General features: G+C 39.7%; 19 protein-coding genes and 1 other RNA gene. 9 read left to right on the top strand and 11 right to left on the bottom strand.

All coding sequences use genetic code 11. The features are described from left to right. Nucleotides 1-142 precede the first annotated feature (142 nt). Entirely contained in the window at nucleotides 143-2,845 is a 2,703-nt protein-coding gene (locus tag ACXAGK_RS10515; RefSeq protein ID WP_474856210.1) for a TonB-dependent receptor, read from the bottom strand. 322 nt (nucleotides 2,846-3,167) lie between these two features. Between ACXAGK_RS10515 and ACXAGK_RS10510 the strand changes: the two genes are divergently transcribed. Together ACXAGK_RS10510 and ACXAGK_RS10505 are read left to right on the top strand one after the other, a co-directional pair. Further along, nucleotides 3,168-5,138 (top strand): BCCT family transporter, encoded by a 1,971-nt coding sequence (locus ACXAGK_RS10510; RefSeq protein ID WP_474856209.1) that lies wholly within the window; start codon nucleotides 3,168-3,170, stop codon nucleotides 5,136-5,138. A gap of 30 nt (nucleotides 5,139-5,168) precedes the next feature. Then, complete coding sequence (locus tag ACXAGK_RS10505; RefSeq protein WP_012518305.1) at nucleotides 5,169-5,645, top strand: MarR family winged helix-turn-helix transcriptional regulator; 477 nt, start codon at nucleotides 5,169-5,171, stop codon at nucleotides 5,643-5,645. Between the two features lie 85 nt (nucleotides 5,646-5,730). Here ACXAGK_RS10505 and ACXAGK_RS10500 read toward each other — a convergent pair whose 3' ends face one another. Together ACXAGK_RS10500 and ACXAGK_RS10495 are read right to left on the bottom strand one after the other, a co-directional pair. After that, nucleotides 5,731-6,078, bottom strand: a complete 348-nt coding sequence (locus ACXAGK_RS10500; protein ID WP_179983285.1) for an RnfH family protein — start codon at nucleotides 6,076-6,078, stop codon at nucleotides 5,731-5,733. Further along, entirely contained in the window at nucleotides 6,075-6,506 is a 432-nt protein-coding gene (locus ACXAGK_RS10495) for a type II toxin-antitoxin system RatA family toxin (RefSeq protein ID WP_474807091.1), read from the bottom strand. Before ACXAGK_RS10495 ends, ACXAGK_RS10500 begins: the two co-directional genes overlap by 4 nt. Before the next feature lie 145 nt (nucleotides 6,507-6,651). Between ACXAGK_RS10495 and smpB the strand changes: the two genes are divergently transcribed. Continuing rightward, entirely contained in the window at nucleotides 6,652-7,131 is a 480-nt protein-coding gene (gene smpB / locus ACXAGK_RS10490) for an SsrA-binding protein SmpB (RefSeq protein ID WP_179983283.1), read from the top strand. Nucleotides 7,132-7,229: 98 nt separating this feature from the next. Here smpB and ACXAGK_RS10485 read toward each other — a convergent pair whose 3' ends face one another. Then, nucleotides 7,230-8,453, bottom strand: a complete 1,224-nt coding sequence (locus tag ACXAGK_RS10485) for an NADH:flavin oxidoreductase/NADH oxidase family protein (protein ID WP_474856208.1) — start codon at nucleotides 8,451-8,453, stop codon at nucleotides 7,230-7,232. 393 nt (nucleotides 8,454-8,846) lie between these two features. On the opposite strand from ACXAGK_RS10485, the gene ssrA reads away from it, so the two are divergent. The 5 genes from ssrA (at nucleotide 8,847) to ACXAGK_RS10460 (ending at nucleotide 15,435) form a co-directional block, all read left to right on the top strand. Further along, nucleotides 8,847-9,206: a transfer-messenger RNA gene (gene ssrA, locus ACXAGK_RS10480) on the top strand. 642 nt (nucleotides 9,207-9,848) lie between these two features. Continuing rightward, on the top strand, nucleotides 9,849-10,469 hold the full coding sequence (locus ACXAGK_RS10475) for a hypothetical protein (RefSeq protein ID WP_474856207.1): 621 nt from the start codon (nucleotides 9,849-9,851) through the stop codon (nucleotides 10,467-10,469). A 425-nt stretch (nucleotides 10,470-10,894) separates the two neighbouring features. Next, on the top strand, nucleotides 10,895-14,302 hold the full coding sequence (locus tag ACXAGK_RS10470; protein ID WP_474856206.1) for a hypothetical protein: 3,408 nt from the start codon (nucleotides 10,895-10,897) through the stop codon (nucleotides 14,300-14,302). A gap of 6 nt (nucleotides 14,303-14,308) precedes the next feature. After that, on the top strand, nucleotides 14,309-14,767 hold the full coding sequence (locus tag ACXAGK_RS10465; RefSeq protein WP_474856205.1) for a response regulator: 459 nt from the start codon (nucleotides 14,309-14,311) through the stop codon (nucleotides 14,765-14,767). Next, nucleotides 14,764-15,435, top strand: coding sequence for a response regulator (locus ACXAGK_RS10460; RefSeq protein ID WP_474856204.1), 672 nt, complete (start codon nucleotides 14,764-14,766; stop codon nucleotides 15,433-15,435). Before ACXAGK_RS10465 ends, ACXAGK_RS10460 begins: the two co-directional genes overlap by 4 nt. 232 nt (nucleotides 15,436-15,667) lie before the next feature. Here the strand turns inward: ACXAGK_RS10460 and ACXAGK_RS10455 are convergent, their stop codons facing one another. The 7 genes from ACXAGK_RS10455 to ACXAGK_RS10425 all read right to left on the bottom strand — a co-directional run bounded on the left by ACXAGK_RS10455 (nucleotide 15,668) and on the right by ACXAGK_RS10425 (nucleotide 24,160). Beyond that, entirely contained in the window at nucleotides 15,668-16,399 is a 732-nt protein-coding gene (locus tag ACXAGK_RS10455) for a hypothetical protein (protein WP_474856203.1), read from the bottom strand. Between the two features lie 190 nt (nucleotides 16,400-16,589). Continuing rightward, nucleotides 16,590-17,435: a hypothetical protein gene (locus tag ACXAGK_RS10450; RefSeq protein WP_474856202.1), complete on the bottom strand. Its 846-nt coding sequence runs from the start codon at nucleotides 17,433-17,435 to the stop codon at nucleotides 16,590-16,592. Then, nucleotides 17,432-18,334, bottom strand: a complete 903-nt coding sequence (locus ACXAGK_RS10445) for a hypothetical protein (protein ID WP_474856201.1) — start codon at nucleotides 18,332-18,334, stop codon at nucleotides 17,432-17,434. Before ACXAGK_RS10445 ends, ACXAGK_RS10450 begins: the two co-directional genes overlap by 4 nt. A 2-nt stretch (nucleotides 18,335-18,336) precedes the next feature. Then, nucleotides 18,337-19,215 (bottom strand): hypothetical protein, encoded by an 879-nt coding sequence (locus tag ACXAGK_RS10440; protein WP_474856200.1) that lies wholly within the window; start codon nucleotides 19,213-19,215, stop codon nucleotides 18,337-18,339. Beyond that, nucleotides 19,212-20,042 carry a hypothetical protein gene (locus tag ACXAGK_RS10435; protein ID WP_474856199.1) on the bottom strand — a complete coding sequence of 277 codons (831 nt, stop codon included), beginning with the start codon at nucleotides 20,040-20,042 and terminating at the stop codon, nucleotides 19,212-19,214. Before ACXAGK_RS10435 ends, ACXAGK_RS10440 begins: the two co-directional genes overlap by 4 nt. 40 nt (nucleotides 20,043-20,082) lie before the next feature. Beyond that, entirely contained in the window at nucleotides 20,083-21,777 is a 1,695-nt protein-coding gene (locus tag ACXAGK_RS10430) for a hypothetical protein (RefSeq protein ID WP_474856198.1), read from the bottom strand. A 10-nt stretch (nucleotides 21,778-21,787) separates the two neighbouring features. Further along, nucleotides 21,788-24,160: a hypothetical protein gene (locus tag ACXAGK_RS10425; protein WP_474856197.1), complete on the bottom strand. Its 2,373-nt coding sequence runs from the start codon at nucleotides 24,158-24,160 to the stop codon at nucleotides 21,788-21,790. Nucleotides 24,161-24,592: 432 nt separating this feature from the next. Here ACXAGK_RS10425 and ACXAGK_RS10420 point away from each other — a divergent pair, with 432 nt between their 5' ends. Beyond that, a complete protein-coding gene (locus ACXAGK_RS10420; RefSeq protein ID WP_474807107.1) occupies nucleotides 24,593-25,351 on the top strand; it encodes a DUF2034 domain-containing protein in 759 nt (252 codons plus the stop codon). Nucleotides 25,352-25,478 lie beyond the last annotated feature (127 nt).

Genomic DNA, 25,478 nt, shown 5'->3' with positions numbered 1-25,478 from the left:
AAAAACGGCGAACTCATAGAGCTAGCCGTTTCAAAATTGGGGGCGAACACACCTTCATTTAGTTAAAACTTATGAAGGCGTGTTGCCCCGGCACCGTTGTGTGCTAATCGTAAATCGCCAATTTAGCCTTACTAACTTAACCTTAATAGTAATCGTATGAGAAACGAAGGCCAATAGTACGCGGTCTATTTGTTACTACCTTAGGCGTGAATTGCTGCGTATCAATATTCAAAATTGCACGCTCATCAAACACGTTATCAATGTAAAGTTCGGCTTTCCATACGTCGTTTGTTACACCAACAGCAAGGTTCGTCAGAATATACGACTCCTGTACGTAGCGGCCACCACGGAATGTTTCACCACTTGAATCGGTATAAGTGACCCCTTCAAACACGTCAGCTCCTTGTTCAATCTTAAGACCTGAACCTGTGCCGTAAATAAGCGACGTTGCATCTTCCATTACATAGGCATCCATCACCATACCTGCTAAGCGATCGCCAGTGTAGCTTACAGAGCCGTTCACATACCCACGCTTATCACCCTCAAGCTCGAAGAAATAACGCGCATTAATGTTTCCAGAGAATTTCGCTGAGTATGGAAGCTCTGAGCCAACACCAGCCGCTATACCTTCAAGTTCTGAGTTTACGCGAGTTAATTCGGTATCTAATACGCTGAAAGCAGCATTAATGATAAGGTCATCAGTAGCAAGCCACGTCATGTCAGCATCAATACCTTTGATCTCCGCATCGCCTACATTGTCGGTGAATACCAAGAACGAGATGTTAGTGGGGTCGAAGCGCGACGTTTGCAGTTCTTCAATTTCAGAATAATAGGCCGTAGCGTTTACCCGGAATTGACCATCAAAGAAGTCACCTTTAAGGCCCAATTCGTAGTTATCTAGCGTATCCGTTGTTGAGTATACTGGAATACGGAAGTTTTCAAATTTACCAGACTGATTCGTTGCAAGGCCACCACCAACACGGTTAGTAACCGGAGGTCGGAAGCCTTCTGAGTAGTTAGCGAATAGTAATACGTCTTCGTTAACCTTCCAGTCTAGCGAGAACTTAAAAATAGTGTCGTCAACGGTTAGCACGCCGTTGTCGTCTAACAGGTCTACCTCTAACTGCCCGCTTTGAATAGCCGCTGCTACTGCATCAGGGTCTAGTCCAACGGCCGCAAGCTCGTCTGGGTCTTGTGTACCGAATGCACGAATACGTCGCGTTACGTCAACGGTTGACGTTGATCCCACGTAGATATCATCGATTTCATACCAACGTGCGCCAATACTTGCTGTAATCGTGTCGGTAATATCATACTCCAGCTGACCAAATACAGCGATTTGTTCAATGGTATGCGTGATATCGTTGATAAAGCTCACTTCAGAAGGGAAAGGGCCACCATCACTATTAATGCCTTCATTTCCTACTAGGGTGCGTTGAAGGTTATCAAACCCGAATGTCGTCATTTCTGTGTTGGCAATCTTGAACTGCCCAACAGTTGCAACTTCTTGTTCGTCATAGAACAATCCAGCAGTCACGCGCCATGGCGTATCCATGGTGGTATTGAAACGAATCTCGTGAGTATTACGGGTAGTAGATGTGTCTTCTTTATAATATTTGGTGGGGTCTAAGCAGCGCTCGTCTGCAGTGTTATCAGGCGTATCGTAGTGGTTACACACGTAATACGCAGAGAATAAGCCACCGTTTGTATAGCCTGTATAGTCCGCTAGCGTATCAATTTCGCGGTCTAAATAACCACCGGTATATACCACGTTTAGTTTTTCTAAACGCCCTTCAAGCGTCCATGTAGTTAAACCGAATTCGTCTTTGTTCTCTTCTTGCTGGAAACGCAGCGCAGAGCTTTCACCTTCAAGCGTAGGGTCGTAGGCAAATACACCTTCTGTGTCTAATGTCTGTTGGGTGTGCTGTACAAGTAAGTCCCATTCGTCATTAAAATGATAAGACAATCCAAAACGTGCACCTGTGTACATCGCATCATTGAAGTCTTCTTCGACAAGGGCATCGTTTTGTGGAGAAACAACGGCCGCTTCGGTATTAGAATTGATATTGGGGTTGGTAATTCTGTTTGCGTCCATGCCCACCGGATCTGCTAATGGACCACCTGAGATGCGGTCAATAACCACAGCACTGCCAATGTAGCCACCCTCGCCCGGCACATTCATGACATTGTCTATCCAACCGCCTTGTTTGTCGTTGTACGCGGCAACACGAACAGCTAGGTCGTCGGTAAGCGGCATATTGAAATACGCTTGTACCGAGTTGCTCATTTCACCGTCTTTAGTAAAACCGATGTTGGTATCGAAACCTGCAGCGAAACTCGTATGCTCAGGTTTGTTGGTGATTAAACGGATAGTGCCCGCCTGAGAACTAGCACCAAACAATGTGCCCTGTGGCCCAGGAAGTACCTCTACACGTTGAACGTCTGTAGCGTAAACATCTAAATTACGTCCAGCCATTGATACTGGCATTTCATCAAGATAGAAGGCAACGGACGGCTGAAGCGCCTGTACCGACGACAGCATAATATTAGATTGAGTTGTTGCAGCACCGCGTATATATATTTCATTCTGCCCTGGACCTGTGCCCTGAAATACCACGTTAGGTAAGAATTCAACATAATCTTGGAAATTGTCTATTCCAAGATTTTCCAGTGCTTTTCCGTTAAGTGCAGTCACCGCAACAGGAACGTCTTGTATAGATTCACTTCGTTTGGTGGCGGTTACTTCTATTGTTTCGAGTTTAGCAGGCGCGTTTGATTCTTGCGCAGCCAGAGAGGAGGATGCCAGTGCAGCGATGATGGCACAGCTAAGCTGAGTTTTTCGCATTTGTGTGTGTTTCCTTCAATTGTTTTTTATTCTTCGGACTGTGTTTACTTCATACACATATCAAAAAGATCATATATTACAATACAACAACTATAATTAATTACTACACTAATGATTAATATTTAACCAAAATGTAGTAAATAATAGCAGAAAGTCTAATATTGAAAGGCAATTTAGAAGACCCTGAGCGCGAGGCAATGAGTAAAATTTTAAAATACATACAAATCGAATTATTTCATCTGATATTTATTAAAAGTGCTCCATGCTGTATATTTCGCCGTAATAACATAAGTTGAAATAAAAGGTGAAAGGAAATTACTGCGTGATTGAAAACGAAAAGAAATCTCCACTCAATAAGCCGGTGTTTATAACGTCTTCTGCGTTAATCATCTGCTTACTAATCTTCGCTGCGGGCACGCCCGAACTTGCAGACTCGGTCTTCCAAAAATTACAAAGTGTAATTGTTTCAAATGGCAGTTGGTTTTACGTTCTAACCGTTACTATCATTGTTCTAGCAGTGGTGTATTTGGGCATGTCTCGCTATGGCGAAATTAAGTTAGGGCCTGACCACGCCACACCAGAGTTTAGTTTCGGTACTTGGCTAAGTATGCTGTTTGCTGCAGGTATGGGCATTGGGTTAATGTTTTTCGGTGTAGCTGAACCATTAATGCACTTTATGTCTCCGCCCACGGCACAGGCAGAAAGTATAGACGCCGTACGCGAAGCGATGAAAACGACCTTCTTCCATTGGGGTATACACGCGTGGGCTATTTACGCGGTGGTCGCACTCATACTCGGTTATTTTGCCTACCGCCAAAACTTACCCTTAACCCTTCGCTCTGCACTTTACCCACTTATCGGCGATCGTATCTATGGCTGGCCTGGTCATGTAGTAGATATATTTGCAGTAACCTCAACGGTATTTGGTATTTCTACGTCGCTTGGCTTTGGCGCTTCGCAAGTTAACGCGGGCTTTAACTATCTGTTTGGTTTGCCCTCTAATACTGGTGTTCAAATTGCCATTATGGCAGGCGTAGTTGGTCTGGCGGTTATTTCGGTAACTACTGGTCTAGATAAAGGTATTCGTCGCCTTTCAGAAACCAACATGGTTCTGGCTATCATTTTACTGCTAATTGTATTGTCGTTAGGTCCAACGGTATTTTTACTACAGGCCTTCATGCAAAACACAGGCGCATACTTGTCTGACATAGTACGAAACACCTTTAACTTGTACACCTATGAGAAAACCGACTGGATTGGTGGCTGGACTATCTTCTATTGGGGATGGTGGCTAGCATGGGCGCCTTTTGTAGGTCTATTTATAGCGCGTATCTCGTTCGGCCGAACTATTCGCGAATTCGTTATGGGCGTTCTACTTATCCCTTCTGCGTTCACGCTATTTTGGATGACCGTATTTGGTAACGGTGCTATCGACCAAGTTTTGGTGCAAGGAAAAGACGTACTGGCACAAATGGTTAACGACGATACATCCGTTGCGTTGTTTGTATTCTTAGAACAGTTTCCATTTGCGTCAGTTCTTAGTTTTATTGCCGTACTTATGGTAATTATATTCTTTGTAACTTCCTGTGATTCTGGCGCAATGGTAGTCGACATGCTTTGTTCCCACGGTGAGAACGATACGCCGTTGTGGCAACGCGTGTACTGGGCGTTTGGTGTAGGTATTGTAAGTTCAATACTTCTTTATGCTGGCGGACTCGGCGCACTCCAAACAATGACAATTGCAGCTGCTCTGCCTTTTGCTATTGTGTTGCTCATCGCTATTTCCGGTTTGTTAAAAGCACTGAGAATTGAGTCTTACAAACGAGAAAGCCTGCAGGTAATGGCTGGTACGCCTTTACATAACGATTCAGATAAAAACTGGAAAGACCGATTAGAAAACATCGTTACTTTCCCAGATGAAAATGCGGTTCGCCGATATGCAAACAAGGTGGTGATGCCTGCACTAACGGAAGTTGGTGAAGAGTTTAAGTCTCAGCAGTTTGATATAAAAATTGAAGATACTGCCGAAGCACTTATTCTGACCGTTGATATGGGTAACGACCCAGAATTTATCTATGCGGTATACCTAGTGCCGACAGAGCAGCCTGAATTTGGTCCAAGCGATACAGCAACACTGGACGAAAACAAAAAGGCAACGTACTATCGCGCCGAGGTTCACCTGAGTGAAGGTGGTCAAAACTATGACATTATGGGTTGGTCGAAAATCTCAGTCATTAATGATGTAATCGATCACTACCATAAGCACCAACATTTTATTCATTTGCTTAAGTAACCAACTGGTTACGCATTTGTTGGAAGTAATATGCGAAAAGAAGAAGAACTATTAGTGGCACTACGGCGCGTTATTCGCGCTGTAGACCTACGCAGCAAGCAGCTAAGTAAACACGTGGGTTTGACAGGCCCGCAACTGTTAGTAATGCAAAATATTGAAGAGCGCCCTGGCATTATGGTGCGCGAAATTGCAGAGAATATTAATTTAAGCCCTGCAACTATAACAAATATTTTAGACAGACTAGAGTCTAGAGACTTAGCTACGCGCATTAGAAGTACGCAGGACAAACGTAAAGTGGGTGTGTTTTTAACCGAGCGCGGAAAAGAAGCGGTGGTAGACGCCCCGCGCCCGCTTCAAGAACACTTTGTCGAGCGTTTTTCTCAGCTAAAAGAATGGGAGCAAAGCCAAATGGTAGCTACCGTTCAGCGTATTGCTAGTATGATGGATGCTGAAGATATTGATGCCTCACCTTTCTTGGAGCTAGGCAGCATTTCAGAAAAAAGCTAATAGCTTCTATCTTTTCTAAAAAAATGGCCTTCAATATGAAGGCCATTTTTGTATCTGTAATAAACGTATATTGCATGGTGCGAAACTAGGACTTCGCTTTCAGCGGGTTTACTTTTCCACCGGTAATTTTGTCTGCCCTACCTTCTTCTTTGGCCTTTTCAGCACGACGTTTTCGAATCTCTTTAGGGTCAGCAATAAGCGGGCGATAAATTTCAATTCGATCGCCATCGTTAAGCGTATCTCGCAGTTTAACAACTCGGCTCCAAATGCCTACTTTTGTGGCTTTTAAATCAATTTCGGGAAACTGCTCAAGCACATTAGACGCATTAATCGCCTCTTCTACTGTCGCATTTTCATGAATAGCAACATCAATGATGGTTTGCTTGGTGGGCAACGCGTAGGCAACCTCAATATTGATGAGCTTATTACTCATGCGTACACGCTCCGCGCTCGGTCTGTGAAAGCTGTAACCATACTAGTAGCTAAACTGTTGAACACTTTTCCGAATGCCATCTCTGCCAGCTTATTACTGAATTCAAATTCAAGGTTAAGCTCTATTTTACACGCTTCTTCAGAAAGCGCTGAAAATGTCCAACCGCCAGTTAACGAACGAAACGGCCCGTCTACTAGCTGCATTTGAATACTTCTGCCTGGCTCTAGAACATTATGTGTTGTAAACCACTGTTTGATACCGGCTTTTGCAACAAGCAAAGATGCTTTCATGCTTTGCGCTGAAGTGTCGAGGATTTTACTATCGGTACAGCCTGGCAAAAACTCAGGGTAGGAAGCTACATCGTTGACTAAGTTAAACATGGCTTCTGCGCTATGAGCTACAAGCGCGCTTCTATGAATACTTGGCATTGATCCCACTACAATTAAAACTCTTAGAGGCATTGTATCACAGAAATTTTGTATCGCTCGTATTCGGTTTTGAACCAAATGCCCCAATATAAGATAACAATGACAACTAAAGACATTCCTTTGAACAATCAGTATAATAGCCAGCATGAAAAAGAATAAAGCCAACAAAAACACCTCAGGAAATATCGCGCAGAACAAAAAGGCGCGTCATGACTATTTCCTAGAAGACAAGTTCGAAGCCGGACTTGAGCTTCAAGGGTGGGAAATTAAAAGTATTCGTGCCGGTAAAGTAAACATTACCGACGCGTACATCATTATCCAAAATGCCGAAGCCTATCTGGTAGGCTGTAGAATTAGTCCGCTAAATCAGGCATCTACCCACGTAATTGCTGCGCCTGAACGCGCGCGCAAACTCTTACTGAAAAAGCGTGAGATAGATCGCTTAATGGGCGCCCGTGACCGCCAGGGCTACTCTATTGTTGCAACGTCTATGTATTGGAAAAAGTGTTGGGTGAAACTAGAAATTCACTTAGCTAAAGGTAAGCACGCTCACGACAAGCGCGACACTTTGAAAGATAAAGACTGGCAACGCCAAAAAGAAAGAATGATGAAACACAGCGTTTAACGCTGTGTTTTTATAAGTGGTGCTGTAAAAGGAAGCTGTTTAAGGCAGCGTTTAAATAAAGTAGCCTTCTGAAAAATCTTACCTAAACAGTATTTGCGTTAGCCTACATCTCGTTTGGTCATCTTCTTTCGATGCAGCATATCAAGAATAAGACTCCAAAGCGGTGACGGGTTTCTTAGCGTGGTTAGGTTATTTCCCAATCGCCTAAGCTGTCGTCGCACCATCGCCATATTCGCAAGGCTTGCCAACGATTTATCTTTCCAAGCACAGTGTGGAATAATGCCAGAATAAGTCCATTCTTGCTGCCATTTTTTAGCCAGGTCGGGCGTAATAGCCAAAGCACTGGCTAAGCCTACCATCGCGCAGCCTTGCTCTATCACCTCTTCTGCCACTTCGGCCCGTTTAATGCCGCCTGTGGTCATAAGTGGAATATCGGTTTTACTCACTAAGGCCTGTGCAAATTCTAGAAAGTATGCCTCTCTGGCAAGAGTGGTATCGTCCCGTGTTTGGCCCTGCATAGCAGGCGCTTCATAACTACCGCCAGACAGTTCAACCACATCTACACCCAAGGCTTCTAAGCGGTTTACTACTTCACAAGCATCATCAAAAGAAAATCCGTTCTTTTGAAAATCAGCAGAGTTAAGCTTTACCATAACAATGAAGTTTTTAGCGCACACCGCTCTAACCTGGCTGACTATATTTATCAACAAACGTGCGCGGTTAATAATAGAACCGCCCCACTCGTCTTGGCGCTGATTAGTAAGCGGAGATAAAAATTGTGTAAGTAAGTAGCCGTGAGCGGCGTGTATTTCTACGCCATCAAAACCAGCTTTTTCAGCTTGCTTCGCTGTTTCGACAAAGCGCTTGCATACATCATGGATGTCTTGGCAGGTCATTTCTCGGGGCTGAGCAAATAGCTTAGAGTGTTTGCCCATATCCAGCGGTACAGCAGAAGGCGCGATAGCTTTGCCCTGCATGGCTTTAAATACTTGGCGACCAGGGTGATTAATCTGCATGATGGCTAATGCGCCATTCGACTTAATGATCTTTGCCCACTTTTGAAACGGTGCAATATCGGTATCTTTTTCTAGTGCAACACCACCTGGCCCTGTCATAGCTGCTTTATCAACCATAACATTACCTGTAATTACCATGCCTAAATTACCATGGGCCCAGTATCGATAAAGTGAATATAAAGACTCACCGGGAATGTTTCCCATGCTCGACATATTTTCTTCCATTGCAGCTTTAACAAGACGGTTTCGCGCTGTTACGCCACACGGCAGGGTATAAGGAGAATACAATATGGAATCTGAAGACATTTACACTACAAGCCTTTTAATTATGCTGACGTACTTTAATGGTTCTTGCCGCTAAATGCATCCTTACATAGGTACTTATTCCTTAAAAATTTTCTAAAAAATTATTAAACGTATGACCCTCTTAATCAAAACAGAAAACTATCTTTAAGCTTTCTTACCCTTTATTGGTACAGGCCCTTGAAAATTAATGTTGCTAGCCACATATCAAACTTAAGTCGATAATAGACTTGCTGTTATGAAGGTAACTTTGTTTTCTTAGCTCGCATAGTAAGCTTTTGAAAACATAAGTGTTATTTTTGGTTATTTTATAGCCAAACCCTTAAAATTTAAAGCGTTTTCTAAAAGAAAGCATTTAATGACGTAACATTTGTGCTATTATTGAAAATCACACTCGGGGCTGATTAGGATTCGACAGGATCTAGGAAGCCGGAGGTGCATGCAGAGGAGCGGTTGGCCTCTTAAAAAAGCCGCATTTAAATAGTCGCAAACGACGAAACTTACGCACTAGCCGCTTAATAACCGGTATAGGCCCTTCCACCCTAGTCTTTTCCTGCTAGCGGGGATTCGGAAGGTCATCCAAGTAGGATAGCGAGGGAACCTTGTCTAAGGGTGAACCGCGAAACAGTATTAGGCCAGCTGCAAGGAAATCCTGTTTGTCGGAGTTCCAAGCAGTTAAATAAATGACAAACTAAGCATGTAGTACCAAAGGTAGACATTTTCTGGACGCGGGTTCAAATCCCGCCAGCTCCACCACTTTAAAACCGCTATAGCCCCACTACGAAGCGGGCTGTAGCGGAATCCCCCACTAATACCCCACTAGCAATCAACAACAAAGTACACGTGTTCTGCACGCACTGTGTTTACAGGGTTTCGGGCTTTTTTTGAAGTTTTGGGTTTTATTCAAATTTAGATGTAAATACACAAATACTACACGTAGATTTTTCCAATTTTTCGCTTGAGCTAACGATGATACTTTTACTCTATGTGTAGTTTTTGTGTGAAAAGATTTGGGCTGAGCAAGTTAGTGGATATATTCGTTAGAAGCTCAATCAGACCGTCATAAACTGAACCATCTAAGTCCACAGGCGACAACATATAGGAAACCACATCTTTTGAACGATAAAGTTGCTTTTAGGATCCGTGCTCTTTTTATGCGCTAAATATAGCTGTGACAATCGATCATGTCTGCTTCAAGCTACTGATTATTTTGTGCAAGTGCTGCTTCTTCGTAATTTACGTGCCAAGTATACATCACATTTATATTAGCTTCTTTTTTACCCCCCACATCAAGTTCGAATTATTATTAAACCATGCTAAATTACACTTACTAATGTCAATTTGTAGCTCTTAACTGTGCTCGCTCCCAGTTTTCTTATTTTTTAATAAAGGTTTTATTTGAATCCATATTTAACCACTTTGCTTAATGCTATTGCTATAGACCAAAAGCATTTAAGAAATGAATTTCTCAAAAAATCAGAGATAGAATTTATTGACTGCCTATTGGCATCAGAAGATGATTTTGTATCCGATTTTTATATCAGTGACTGTGGTGAGCACTTGGAATGCCTATTACTTTTCCTAACTACTCATAAGCAAGATATTGTGGATCTCATGCAAAATTGTGGCAAAAAGGAAAAGCTTTATGAGCTATATACCTCAAGCACGATATCAGGTAGTTATGATTGTTTTCGCTTCGACCTATCAAAGTTTCCGAAAGCCTATTCGCCTAATAATAATGTATTGACTGTATATCGAATAGGCAGGGATGGAGAGTGCGAAGGTAATTTAGGATGTTCTTGGGCAACAAGCCTTGACGGCTTGAGGGTTTATTGTGCTTCATCAGCATTGTCTCATTCCATACTTGAATCCAAGCAACTATTTGTTGCTACGGTTGACGATTCACAAGTTTTATTCGAGGGCAATAAAAGTGAGTGTGAAGTCGTGTTAAAACCAGATTTCAAACATCTCACACTGGCCATGTTAGAAGTCGAATTACGAAGCTTAGTAAGTGAATGAATCCCCTACTGCTACTCAGCTCTGTTTCAGAATTTCGTCAGGCTATTATTTTAGATTTAGAGCTACGTTGTGATTATTCAACAGAAATTGCTATGACTGCTATACTACCGAAAGTGTTGCGTCCGTGATGAAAAATCCAACTATTAGGCTCAAGTAGAGCTACCTACCGACTTTTTCCGCTTAATGTACTAGATGCCCCTGCTGCGAGCTTTGACGGGCATCAGTACACAAACAATAGACATTTAAAACACTCTAGTTTTAGTCCATTATGTATAATGAGCGAAAACTAGGGCATAGTTTTTAGACTACATAGTCTAATGACTCAAAAGACGCTAAATCGAAGTATATTCTGTACCAACTAACTTTACTCTATTATGATTCATATATAGTGAATAAGCTTACAGATAAAACAAAAAGGAATTGTGTTGCAAAGGAAGAATAAAAAAAACAATCAGCTCAAAAGCAAACTAACACGTATTTTGGGCCGCTCAAACAATGAGCCAGTTGTCTTATACAGGTTTTTTTCGAACCTTGACACCAAAGAAATTTATCAAAGTTTCCCTCATGTCAGTAGAAGCCCTTTTTTTCAAAAAGCCGTTATCTTAACGACTAAAAACAACGTTAGTAACTTTTACAAATCAAATACCGCATTGGTCGAAACGAGCAAAAACTTTAGCTGGTGCCTAGCACTTCTAGAGTTCCATTTTGCCAAGTTACAAAGATACAACAACCTCAAAACTAACTTACAACGCTTCATACTAGAAGATAATTCTACTGCCGCATTGTTGACACTAGATGAGATAGATAATGCTTGCGGTAAATCAATGTGGTCATACACGATAAGAGCTTCCATTCAAAGCTTTTTGAGCAGCGCTGAAGAGCAAAGCAAAGACTATTTCGGTGACAATCAAAACAATGGTTTTTTGCAATATGTAAAGTTCTATGCTGGAACATACTTCAATGACCCTGAAATCTATTTTACAGCGACTTCTACACACAAGAACGACATTGAACGTTCTGCAAATGAAGATCTGATAGACTTTTTTAAGTTTAAGTTTTTTATAACTAAAATAGACGACAAATTAGATTTCGAAAAAATTTTTGATGTTGAAAAAAACTCATCGATAATCGACGTCTATGAACTGATTTTATACACACTTGAATATGTAAAAATAAGAGGTTTAGATTTTGAGAATCTCTTCGGTGTAAAGCTTAATCATGTCATTAATGTGTTATTGAAGGTAAAACACCCAAAGATTGAGTGTTTTAAGACTTCATATGGTTTTGATTATGATGTTGAAGGCTTCGACGAAGAATATAAAGTTATCGACCTCTACACAGAGGGGAGATACGAGGAAGCAATCAGAAGATCACTAGATAACCCTTATTTTTTCAACGACTTCTCAATTGCTGAACTTGCCGCCAAGTCGCTAGCTAGAAAAAATTTTGAGGTTGGAGAAGACTTCACTGGAAGACTTATCAAGTCAATGACTAGTCTTTTAATAAGAGATTCTGAGTATCATAGTTCATTAAGCTTTTTATCATGCTTGAGCAATGGCTTTCGATGTATAGATTGGTTTAGGCAGCTTGGTTATTTTGTTGAAAGAGAATCGACTAATACCACAGTGAACAAAATGAACGCTGCTGATTTAGGGATAAGTTTTCTCTCGGCTATTCAGTCACCTAGAAAGAATATACTTTTCTCATCCCCTACCCAATATTTAGACAAACTCGCGTTGCACTATGAGCAATCAACATCACTTAGTCTATTTCGGAGTAACTCAAGCATTGAGAATAAACTCTGTGATATAGAACGTCTGGAAAAGTATAAGGCCACAAATCTCATCAAAAGCTCAATGCTTGATGAGGCTGAATTATTGTTGAGTAAACTTATTCTATCAGATGATCCGATCATAAAATCTGAAAGCCTACGAATATACTCATCTTTGTTAATGAGCCTTGGAAAATTCGAACGTCTAATTGACTTGATAGTAGATATAGCACTTGAAAATGAACTATTGTTTTCCATTTTTGATACATCAGCAGTTTTAGTTCATCTTGAAAAAAGCAATTATACAAGTAGTAAAATTGAGTTTCCAATCCTGTACATATTACATTCACAATATGTCGGCTCTGAATTTGACTCAAGTCTAAAGTTTACTTTCGAAACATTTTTGCAAAACAATGAATTAAAATACCCAACCGACTTATTCGGCATGGAAAAAACATTTGGCAACGAAAAGCTTCACTATTTTTTAAAATGGATATGCACACCAGAAATAATGAAGCTATATCTTGAATTTGATACATTTAGAGAAATTGAAGAGTGCAGACTTAAGATTTGTAACTATTTATTAAGCCAAGCAGGTTTTAAAGATGACCTTCAGTTTGAAATCAAGAATATTAGTAAAAACCTAATCATTAGAAAAGCAGTTCAACAAGTGGAAAACAGCAGAATCTATGTCGACTCCACTATTTATAAAGGGCGCAATTCAACGCCATATGTATCTCTATTTGAAAGGTATTTAGAATTATCTTATAAACAAGACCAAATTAGTGAAGACGACCAATACTTTGACAATTTAATATCAATACTTCGACCTAAAAATGAAAGTTCCAAAGACTTTTGGAAAAGCTTGTCGATACTTTTTATTCCCGAGCTAAAACTTTCCCCAAAAAATGCTACCTTTTTAAGCATTGCTAAGTTGATGCGCCAAGAGTTCACTTATGGTGAAAAAGGTATTAACAATTACTTAAGCACACGGATAAGACATGGTGTATTGCCTACAGCCATAAGAAAGTCTTCCGTAAATGAAGGTATATATGTAGCTCAGAATGAGTCAAATATAAACGAACTCGCTGACACTATTGCCAAGCATCACCTTCTGCCTACAGATATAGAAGAATTTGTCACACTGGCTAAAGAGTTCAGCAAAAACCTCGAAGATGAGATATCAATATTCAATGATGTAAAATTACAAATCTATACACTAGAAAGCCCATTGGATAAAAGCAAAGATTCCCAAGGGATGTTTAACTATTCCATATCACCTATAGAAACCTATGCACTGCAACAAGAACTTCCGCCGTCACCATCCTACGAAGACTTAGTAAAAGTGGTAACAGATTGGCTGTGGAATCGAACAGACTATATTTTGGACGACGTTAAAAAATACATTGGTGAAGATTTTACTGATAATCTGGGGTTGATCTTTGAGGAATTTGTAGAAAACGTTAAAGCTTCAGATATATCTCAAACGGGAAAACGAAATCTTGCCAATGCTATCAGTCGAGCAAAAGGAGATATAGTCAATGACCTCAGCATGATTAGCTCATGGTTTGAGCATGTTGATGCAGATGCTGATGGAGAACTCGAATTAAACACGGCAATAGAAATCGCGCGGCGCTCATTAGATATTGACATATCACTAAAAGAGGAAGTCGTTTATAAGATTTCACAGCGAGACGTTTCAAACTGGGTCGATGTTTTCTTTATACTTTTTGAAAACGCAATCTCTAAATCAAGATTAACTAAGGGTCAATTGGACATTAAATTGTACATTAAAAAAGAAGAAGATGGGCAATTAACGATTGATTGCTCTAATGCCATATCTGGCATTACAGATCATTCACTAGCAAACGAAAATATTTCTTTCTATAGGAATGCCTATGGTAACGAAGAACTAACTAAGGGAGTCATACAAAGCGAGGGCGGAACAGGATTTTTTAAGATATGGAAAATATTTGAAAGAGATTTATCAGTCCGCCATGAAATTGACTTTGGTTACGATAGTTCGGAGCTATTCAAGGTTTCAATTTTTCTAAGAATGTAGGTTTAAATGAATATACTAATTATTGAAGACCAAGACGAAAAAAGTGAAAAAATCAAAAAATTTTGTAGAGTTAATTTTGGTGAGAAGGCTGTAATTACAATAAAACGCTCACTGAGGAGTGGGCTAAAAGAAGTTTTTACTACGAAAAATTTTGACTTGATTTTTCTCGATATGAGCATGCCAAATTTTGACCCGAGTGCAGATGATCCTTTAGGAGGAAGTCCTGAGAGTTTTGCAGGATTAGAATTCGTGTCGCAATTAAAGCTTAGAAGCTTGTTTTATCCGACAATTGTAATCACACAATATAGAACTTTCGAACAAGGAAAAATAACACTAGAAAGTATCGATTCGCAGCTGGTTTCTGAATACTCTGAATACTATCTAGGATCGGTTTACTACAGTTCAGCTGATAAGGACTGGGAAGCGCCGCTCACAAAAATATTGAAGGATTCAAATCTAATATGAATACGTTTCGGATTTTGGTTGTCGACGATAACTACTCTAAGGTTGAACTTGTCGGACAAGTAATAAAAGATAATCTTGATTGTGAAATCGAATATTCCAACACAACAAACGAGGCATTAAAAAAAATAAGGGATTCCGCTTACGATCTCGTTGTCGTTGACATGAACTTACCACAGATAATTGGAGATGCACCTTCACTAGGAAATGGTACGGAATTAATTGAAAATATTTTTAGAAATAATAAAGTCAATAAGCCCTTTTGTGTGATTGGGGCAACCAGTCACTCTTCCGCATATCAAAAGAACATAGCCAAATTATCTAAGTTTGGGATTCCACTAGTATTAACTGATGAAAAAAATAATGAATTAAAGAGCCTACTGTCTAACAAGATTGCTTACTATCAACAAGTTAAAGAAAAAATAAATGAAACTTCGAAAAACGGTGAAAATGTCGAAGTCTGTTATCCAGACAAGATTACTTTAAACTGGTTAGTGAAACACGTTGACTGGAAACACTGGGTTGGTGCTTTGGTATTTTTGGTTGGAGCTTTCAGTTTTGGTGTCAAATCCAGTGGTACAACGCTCATAAAGGAAATTTACGGCATTTCTAACGGCAAAGCTGAGGCTAAACAAGAACAGAAATCATCCATGATTACCAACGACGATTAGCCAATGTCAACTACATCAGTGTCCCCTAAAAGATTGGGTAAAAGGACTTGGGTTACATCAACTGGATTAGAGAAGCTGAGTTGCAACCATTGTTTTCTATAGCTGCCCCTAATTGATACAAAAAATAGTATTGTGAGGATAGTGCTCAAATCATTCACCAATTTGAAACTGGGCTCTTGATACCTAAGACAACACTATAGATTTACGCAAATCAGTTTCAAGCTAGAATTTATTAATTTTTTTCTATCCACATTAGCAAATATTTTCCGCCCCAACTTTTCAACTCGTATTCCATCGTTACGTTAACACTTGCTGAGTATTTTTTATCACCCGAAGTAATTTTGTCGCTACACATGTTAAATGTTTTCTGGTTTGATTTTACAGCTGAGTTTAGAACCAGAAGACTTTTGTCCATATTAGCTAAGGACTTCTTGTCTGGTACTGCTTGAGTCAATCCCAAAAGTGTAACTATGTGGCCATTTAAATAATCGTCCTCATTTAGTTTAGTTACGGAAGTCATTATTGGTTTATTAACTAGGGCAGCAGAGATAGGCGCTCCAAGGATATCGGAAGACGTAATTCCCGTTATGTCCGAAATTTTCTGATAATAATCTTTTGGCGAGGAAGGGTAATGCAGATTCAACTTTAGGTTGTTGGACGTCGCCCTTTTTACACCTTCTACCCATGCAGTATGGTGATATGGTGTAATTTTATCTTCTATAGATTTTGGTTCTTGTACAAAAGCATCAATTGCGGATCTAACGATGTGTTCAAGCTCTCTCAACTGTTTTGGGGTTTCTACTTCTTCATACCAAAGTCCTGAATGCGCAATCGCATAGGCTATAGAATATGACTGGCAGGTGCTGGATGTCGATTGAGGCGATGGGTCAAGGATAAGCTCGTTTATCGCTAACGATTTAGCTGACAATAAACACACCAGCCCCCCTATAATATGCTTCTTCATTCCATTCTCCCTAGATATTGTAATTAATTGACTAAGTAGTTATAACGAAGGCTTAACGTCACATGCGATCTAAAACACAGATAAAAAACTACATAAATAGAATCTAAACAAATCTGCAATTCAGTTTTTTCATCACTATTTTTCCTAAAAGGATATCTATTATAGTTGCAAAGATATTCTCTTTATTTGTTTACACTACTCCGTCTAAACACGATTTGACGGTATTTAATGAATTAGCTCCAGACTTCATGCCAACACCGCACATATTCATGCACTCTGACGCCTTATCCATGGTGTACTGAATATTTTGTTGAATAGAGTCTAAGTCTCTTTCAACTTCTTCGAAGCTATCGCTTAGTCCGCGTATTTCAGATGTCAGTGAATCAAACATTTCATCTAGCTTTTCATTTAGCTGTGTTTTTAGAAAATCGGTTTTTTCACTACTTTCTGTCTGCTTTTCTTCGACTGCTTCTCTATTACTATCAAATAAATCTGAAACAACAGAAAAAACAGATTCAACTTTTTCACCAATATTTTTTAAACTCATCTCAAGACATTGCTGTGTCTCTTCAACTGCTGATATTGTATTGCTCCGCATAGCATCAAATCGTTCGGAAATATCACTTTCAAAAGTAGCCACCAAAGACTCAACGTCCTCCTTTATGCCGTCTACTGCTGAACCCATGGCTTGCTCGACAGTATCAAAAGAAAAGTTAAACTCAGGAATGTGTTGGTCTTCAAGTGCTCCATCAAATTCAGAAATTAGTGTTTTATATTCATCATGGAGCTCAGAAACACTTTCGAATTGTTCCTGATTCAACTGAAAAACGTCTCTAATTTTGCCAAACAAGTTAGCCAACTCACTTGATAAGGATTCTGTTTTACTACTCACATCCTGTGCAAGTTGGTTAACAATTGCATTTAAGCTTTCGCCATCTATCCAAGTATCATTTTCTAGCGTTTGCCAATTCGATATCTCTTCCCTTAGCGAGTTTTCTGCTGCAATTAACAAAGGAGCTAATTCATCTAAACTCATAAACTAATCCCGACCGTACTAGCCAATCCTCTAACTCTATCAAGGGCATCTAAAACAGGAGCTATGGCTTCCTCAATAATTTGCGTTGAAGCTTCCATTTCTTGCTTAGATTGCTTAGAGCCCTCCCCCCCTGAAATCACATTTGATACAAATTGCGTCATATAGGTTTGTATAGACTTAACTACCTTATCAATTTCTTGCTCAAGTGGCTGAATAATTTCGTCTCTAAGCTTGGTTGAACAAGCATTGACAATCTCTCCACTAATAAATTCACGTAGAGATTCAAACGCGTTTTCAATATTTGAGGTCAATTGCGTTACTGGGGCTTGAATATGTTCTTCAAAGGCTTGAACTGTGTTATCAAGTTCATCAGTTACTCTACTCTGGCAGTCTTCGACGAAGCTTGTAAGCGTCTGAACAGCATCGTCTATTTCATCACACTGACTTACAATAAACTCTTCAGCTGACTCAAAATTTTCAATGACACTCTGTTTGAGTACGATGACTTCTTGGTCTAATAACTGGTTAATTTCATCTATTTTTTCACTACCTGCTTTTGCGGTTTCTTCCGTTTTTCCTAGTCGCGCTTTAGTCTCCTCAAACAAATCAGCATTTCCAGCTATCGATAAATCAATATCGCTTTTTAATTCGTCGAATTTCTCGTTTAGAATTGATTCAGCCTCGTCCACTTTCGCTTGAATACCTTGTTTGGTAGCTATATAGCTGTCGTTAAATTGAGTTAATAGGTCGTCAATCTGAGCGAGTTGACCTCCAAGCTTATTGGCAGACTCATCAAACTCAGCTTTCGCCTTTTCACTAACATTGTTCGCAAGCGTATTCAAATTGCTGATAAGTAACGTAACACTCTGACATTTTGCGAAAATTTCATTGTCAGTCATTCTTAGAATCCCATTCGCATAATTTTCAATGCTGACTGAATAGATGGTGCCAATGCGTTAGCAAGCATAAGCTGTGGGAGATAAGGCTGTATCATAGTTGTAATCTGTGCGCTCATTTGTGTCGCTATAACTATGCGTGCAGCTTCTTCTTTGACCTCTTGAATGAGCGAGTCTTTTACTTCTTCTCCAGTATCTTTAAGACGGTTTTCCAATTCATCTATGATATTTTCAATCGTTTGCGTTAGTAAGTTTTCAACAGTTCTAGCCAATTGCTCGGATATATCATCAATAAACTCCGAGCATTGCTCACGACAATTGTCCAAACACGCTTTTGCTTCTTCATGAATAGACTCAAACCCAGCCTTCAACTCATTTTCAATAGCATCCTCGAATGACGCTAAAAAGTCCTCACAAGCTTCATCTTCAAATTCAACTAAGTTTTCGAATTTACCAACGACCAATGAAGTAATATTTTCCGCTCTTTCATCAAATAGCCCTTTTAGTTCATGCTTCAGCTCAACAAAAGTGTTTTCAAGATCACTCACTTTCTCTACAAACGCTTCTGATTTAGCAACTAATTCATCGAGTTGGTCAGCTACAGACTCAGCTCGAGGTTTGATTTTATCGAGTTCACTCTGCAAAGTTGAGCAACTTTTTTCCATTTCGCTACTAAATGAAAACGGGAGATCAAAAGTTTGTTGATGAAAGTCAATTTTGGTCACATCTAAGAACTCTTGTACCTTACTTTGAGTGCTAAGCACCTTACTTTTTAAATTAGCAAACTGGTTATCAAAAGACGTATCGATAGTAGCCAATGACTGCTCGAACTCTGGTAGGCCGGCAGTAATTTGTTCTAACTGTGCTTGAATATTTAACGTCATGCCATGCTACTCGCAATTTCCAGAACAGGTTTTACTGGCTCAGTTATTTTTATCGCATCTTCCAATTTGTCGTTAACTTCACCAATGGCTGCCGTTACATCCTTAAGCGCATCAAGACCAGAGTTATTAAGTTTTGCCACAGCATCATTTATATCTTTCATCCCGCGCTTCAGATCTTGTTCAATTTCGTCAAATAAGCGTTCAAATGCTTTTTCAATCAATAGTTCATGATCAGCCGAGACTGTAGCTTCAAATAAATTATTAGATTGACTGATGCTCTCCTCCAGCTGCTCGAGATGACCAACAACTTCATCTTCGATAACACTGACAGCATCTTGAATACGCTCAGAACTGTCGACAAAATCATCAATATTCTGATCAAAATCATCCAATTGGCTCAGAATTTTTTCCTTAAATTCTATGTAATCTTGACCTAAAGTCTCACGAAACTCTCCAAGTAGACCCACCACTTCTTCAGGCTTGCTTAACATCTGATTAATGTCAGCTTTGGCTTTTTCAGTCAAAACATTTGTATCATTGACACTCGAATATTTGTCAACGTAACCTTTTAGATTATCTTTTAATGCTGAAGTTTTGTCCCTCAGCTCTTGTCCTCTTGGTGCCAAGTCATCTATATGACTTTTGCCCTCATCATAGGCAGAGTCTATCTTTTTCTGGGCATCATTCGTTGCTCTTTCCAAAAGACTTAAGAGCCGATTATTCATTTCAACTTTTTTACTATTCAATGTTTCTCTATTCGCACGTAACTTCTCTACCGTGTCATTAACACTGTCAATAAAAGATTTGAGTTGTATTTCAGGCGTCATACTGGACTTCCTTCACTTTTTAAATCGTAGAGAGTTAAGTTCAATTTAATGTGTTATCACTCGTCATTCTCTCCCAATGCGATTTGTGATCATCAGAATAAAAAATCTCGTAAACCCCGGGTGAGAGTCGAGAAACACTGAATCCAAAGTCATCCTTGTCTGGCAAGTGGACTTCAAAAGGATCGCCGTTTAAATAGGTACTGAGTATCAACCTGTCTCCATGTTCAACGACAAGTTCAGCTTCCACTCGTGATCCCAGATGCCAGCTTTCGAGTCGGAAATCGAATTCACCAGTGATTGGTTTTTCTTTACCTGAACAATTGATCGTCAGCTTCAACGTGGAACCGCTCTTAGACACATCTGGAACTAAGCGACGTATCAACGTTGGTCGTTCGGCATCCACTAGAGAGATTGGCTGTTTTTGTTCTTTAGTTGATTGAGGAAATGCTATGGTTATTTTCTCGAATAGCGCATATCCCGGCGAGTATTCAAATTTTGGATTATTGAGTGCAAATTTACTTGCGGCTATTACCACTTCATTATACGGCTTGATATCACAAGGCATTGCTCCTTTAACATCTGGATTACTAAAAAGCGATGTGAAAGCGTCTTTGAAAACTGGGGCTAGTATTCCGTTTGCTGCCATAGCCCCAGTGACTATGACATAAGGTACAAATTTTTCCCTTAGCGTTTTATTACTATCACAAAATTGACTAAAGTACTTTTTATAACCCTCCAGCTTATAAAAAAGCTCATCATCAGTTACGTTTTCACCACCATGCTTGTTTATCTCTTTAGGCTCAGGCTCGCGTATCTTTAATTTTTCCCTTAAATTTGCTTTTAAACTAACAAGCAATTCAGGCGCTAATTGGCGAATAAGTTCTTTATCTAAAGAGTTTTTAGACTGTAGGTCTAAAATTTGATTTAGGTAATGCTCCTTGTGTGAATCTTCTAAATCGAAGTAAGAATGTTCAATTATGCCTTTTTTTGCATCTAGCTCTCTTTTAAACCAGTTGCGTACATCAAGCGGAATAAACATCCCCTCTTTGGACAACTTATTTTTAGTTACTGCGCTAATATCTTTGCGGCCTACTGGTGATAAGATAAAACCAGAATTGGTGACTTCTACGACAAATATATATTGCCCGTCAATAATAGTATCTGCATCATTATAACAATGTTTAACTAACGGGATGGCATAACCGGTGGCGATAACCTTGGAAAAGCCTGCTATACCCGCAGCCTTTTCTACACTTGAAACTAATTCTTCATCCCACAACGAAAAAGATTCAGGCTCTTCACTTCCTCGGATACCACTGTTCAAGAGGGCTAATTGAGAAGGCAGGGTAATCACTGCTTTGTTAAATGAGCAATGTTCAGAGGCTTCAGCTTGTTTTTTCAGTTCTGAAAACAGTCCACTGAAAAAATCAACCCTGATGCCCTCATTTGTTCCCAAACTATTACCGTCAACATCATATTGTCGTTGTGTAATTGATTCTAAATCGTCAACTCTGGTCAACAACTTAATACCAATATCACTATTTATATGGTCCGAAAGAAAAATGTGTCTAGCTTTATCTGACCCTCTCGGTACGGCGAAAAGCTCGCCATAGTGGGAAAACATCGTGCTAAATGAGTAAAAGCGATTTTTTGATTCGCCGTCCTTATAGCCCAGACAAAATTGGTCATTCAGGGAAATAGCTAGGGTCTTGTCTTCTAATGATTGAATACTCATTCCTTGCCTCCTAGTTATCAAGCGCTTCTTTAATATATTTACTAAATTGATTTTGTCCCTTTGCAAGTAATTTATTAAAGAGTTCAACTTCTTTACAGAGCCCTTCAATTCTGGCCTTTCGCAGATTTACGTGATTTTGTTTTTCTTCAATTGACTTGCGAACGTTTGCATTGGATGCATCAATCTCTTTTGTTCTGATATCGAGATGTACTTTGAGCCTTCGGCTGAAATCAGATACTGAAACCTTAATTCCTTTTAGTAATTGATCCATAAACTTTTTTTGTACTTGTTCAACAATTTGTCGATGCTCAGCGATTGCAGCATCCGACGCTTTTTTGAGCTCTATATTTCTTTTTTGATTAGAATCTTGGTACAAAGAATACACTGCCATCAAAAAACTAAAAATAATGAGAATGACAAGCAATGTTCCTGGTTTAATGGGAAGATTTTGAACAGCATCAGTCGTATCTCCCTTCAATGAAAAGCCCAACAGCATAAACATTCCGCCAAACGCAAATACAGGGCCAAGAATTCGCATAGGCATAGCAGCAGTTAATTGCATGAGTTTTAGTAGTAATGTGGATGGCCTGGCTCCTCGCAACCAATTGCCTATGATTTTAGGCACAGTAAAGCGAGTATATGCTTTAGATGTGGATTCATTGGCAAAACAAGAGCCAGTTTCATCTATTAGAGACTTAATCCCTTCCTCTGAAACCGGAGGTACTATCACCTCTTTGTGCAAAATAGCCAGTTCAAGAAAATCATTTGTAAATTCAGCTTCACTCTGTTTGTTGGCTATGCAATGACTCAAGCTCTTCGTTCGTAATGCGGGAAGCAGAAACTTGTGCTTAATATCAGATGAAAACTCTTTGGTTTTATGATGTTCAGATGCAGGAGTATCCCACGCATTCTGTAACTTATTACTGATACTTTTAAGCACGCCATTCAGCTTACTTATACTAGACTTGGATACCTCTTCTATCTTCGCTTTCTTGATTGTGTAAGTAGCATCCCATTTATCAACAGGCTGCTCATCTTTATCAACAAGTTCGCGATTCTCAAACACAAATGCGTTTTTGAGCTCTCTCTCTATTTCGCTCTGAACTGCCATGGTTCTATTCGAAAGTTCTGATTGATAGGAGTTAACTATCAAATCCATTTCACGCTGCATTACTCGCTCAAAATATACCAAAACACTTGCAACTTCTTTCTCAAGTGACATTGGCACTTTTTCCATGTCATGGGCCAAAAGTTTGTTTTGAAGTGACAGCGAATCAGTCTCAAGCTGGAAAAGTAAATTGAGCTTCGAGGTAATAACTCCAAATGAGCGAAGTATCCCCATGTATTTCATCATGGTTTTATCTTCAACAGTTGCAGTTAACGAATTAAAAATGTCTTTGTTAGCATGGCCGCTCTGCGCCTCATGCAATAACACATCTATTCCGGCGTCATTAAGCCAATTTGAAATAGTATGAATAACATCACTATCAACAAATTTACTTTTTATCGACCTCTTGGAATAAGACAAACATACACATTGAACGCCTTCAAAATGGGACATAAAGGCTTCATAGTGCTCGTCAATATGGGAGGACTTTAAGCGCTCATCTTCTCCAAAATTTAGCTGAACAATAAGATAAGGTGACATCCAGCCTATTGGTTTTTCGTACTTTCCGAGTTCGGTTTCAACAACATAAGGATTTATACTAAGCCTTAGAGACTCACCGCTACCTCCTATCGAAAAAGTCAACTCTTCTGGCTCAAAGTCTTCTATTGCTTCCAAGTTATTGAAATTTTCTCTTAACTCATCTAATGAACGGCCCAACTGCCGTACGTCTTTATAATTAGGCGCGATGTTAGCGGGTGTTATATCTTCTGCTTGCTCGTAAAAGTCTTCAAAGTATCCCTGCGTTGCATCGACAAGCTTTTGCAAACTAACAATTAGGCCCGCAAAGGATTTTCTCGGATCTTGAATAAGAGCGCGGTTAATAGTCTTTTCGTTTTTTTCGGCTTCTTTGTTCTCGACATCTGTATTTTCAGCGGCTTCAAACTTATCTCTAAGTTCTTGAAGGGTTTCATGTAGGACTTGTTTCTTTAACTTAGACTCAAGATTATCTAGGCTTGCAGAATCAAACACTATATTTTCTGCTTTTGCTCTATCGGGAGGAGGCTTTTTAGTTGATTTGACTTCTGATTTCTCGTCTCTGTCCTTGGGTTGCTCTTTGCCTAATTTAATAAGTAGTTTTGCTACTTCCTGATCAACACATTTTTCTAACTGAGCTAAAAACTCTTTATTCTCTAAAGTTTCCTTTTTAAGCAATCCTAAGGACACATAAAACTCAAGCTTTCCACTTAAGCTTGTTGGCAATACGAGGTTCTTCATTTGTTCTTCAACTTCCCTATCAAAGCATTGTTGTTCAAAATATACACAACGCTCAATATTTGTGCAACTTGGTATGTGAGATCGTGGTGAGAAAGCTACTTAGCTAAGGTCTAGACTTAGGCGGTCTCTACAGATAATTACTTGAGGAGTTACCGCGCTGTTACTGGTAAGTACTGTTTTTAACTTGCTATCAGCTCGCATAATAAAGCCAGTTCTATCTTGGATTGCTTAACAACAAGGCGGTCCATGGGTTCGATACCAGTTTCTCTGCAATATGCCCTATGAATCGACCAGAATTCCTCTATCTTCTTTGATTTCTAAACTGAAAACGCAAAGTGGGTTATGTCTCTTACATACTTAACGTTAGACAATAATACCGAAGGTTTTTAATTGGCCGTGTATGATGAGTGTTGTAGAACAAGGAAGTAATATATGCCAAGAAACAAAACTAATTTTATCGATTTACTTGTTGAATTACCTTGGTGGGTGTCGGTAATACTTTCAGCAAGCGCTTACGTAATCATGGTGTATGGATTACCAAATGTACAAACCGATAACCCAATGATAGCCATGATGTTTAACGCGTTTGCAATCCCCGCCCCGTTCATTGCCGCAATGATTTTACTAGTTGCACCGTTTGCATACTTCAATTCACACCGCAAAGTTAAACAATTAGATACGCAACGTAGTCTAGATACTATTCGCGATCTGCATTGGCGTAACTTTGAAGAGCTTGTGGCTGAAGCCTATCGTCGCCAAGGATACAGAGTTACAGAGGGAGGTTACGGTGCAGACGGTGGCATTGATTTGGTATTAAGAAAAGGTGATGAGATAACACTTGTTCAATGCAAACAATGGAAAGCGCAAAAAGTTGGTGTGAGTGTGGTACGTGAGATGTTTGGTGTGCTCACTGCAAGCAATGCTAGCCGTGTTTTCATTATTTGTTCTGGTAAATTCACACAACAAGCAATCGATTTCGCGTTAAGCAAGCCTATTACTCTGTTGGGCGCAGATGAGCTACTTTCCCTCATTCAAAATGTGCAATCTCAAACTACGTTAGAGACTGCTAAACCAGCAGTCTGCCCAAGGTGCGGAAGCGAGCTTGTAGAACGTCAGGCAAAACGCGGGGCTAACGCAGGCAACCGCTTTTTAGGTTGCTCTAGCTTCCCCAAATGTCGTTACACCGAATAATGTATCTATACGTGCGAAGTTGTTAGCGGCAAGCTCGGTGCACTAAACAATATATCGCTGCTCACGCCCCCACCGACCACTAACACGCTTCGACGTTTTACTGGATAAAGTATCTTATTCGAAAGTT

It is taken from the genome of Alteromonas sp. ABM1_013 (genome assembly GCF_056160505.1).
The sequence above is the reverse complement of the archived record's forward strand: the minus strand, read 5'-3'. Positions and strand labels throughout refer to the sequence as shown.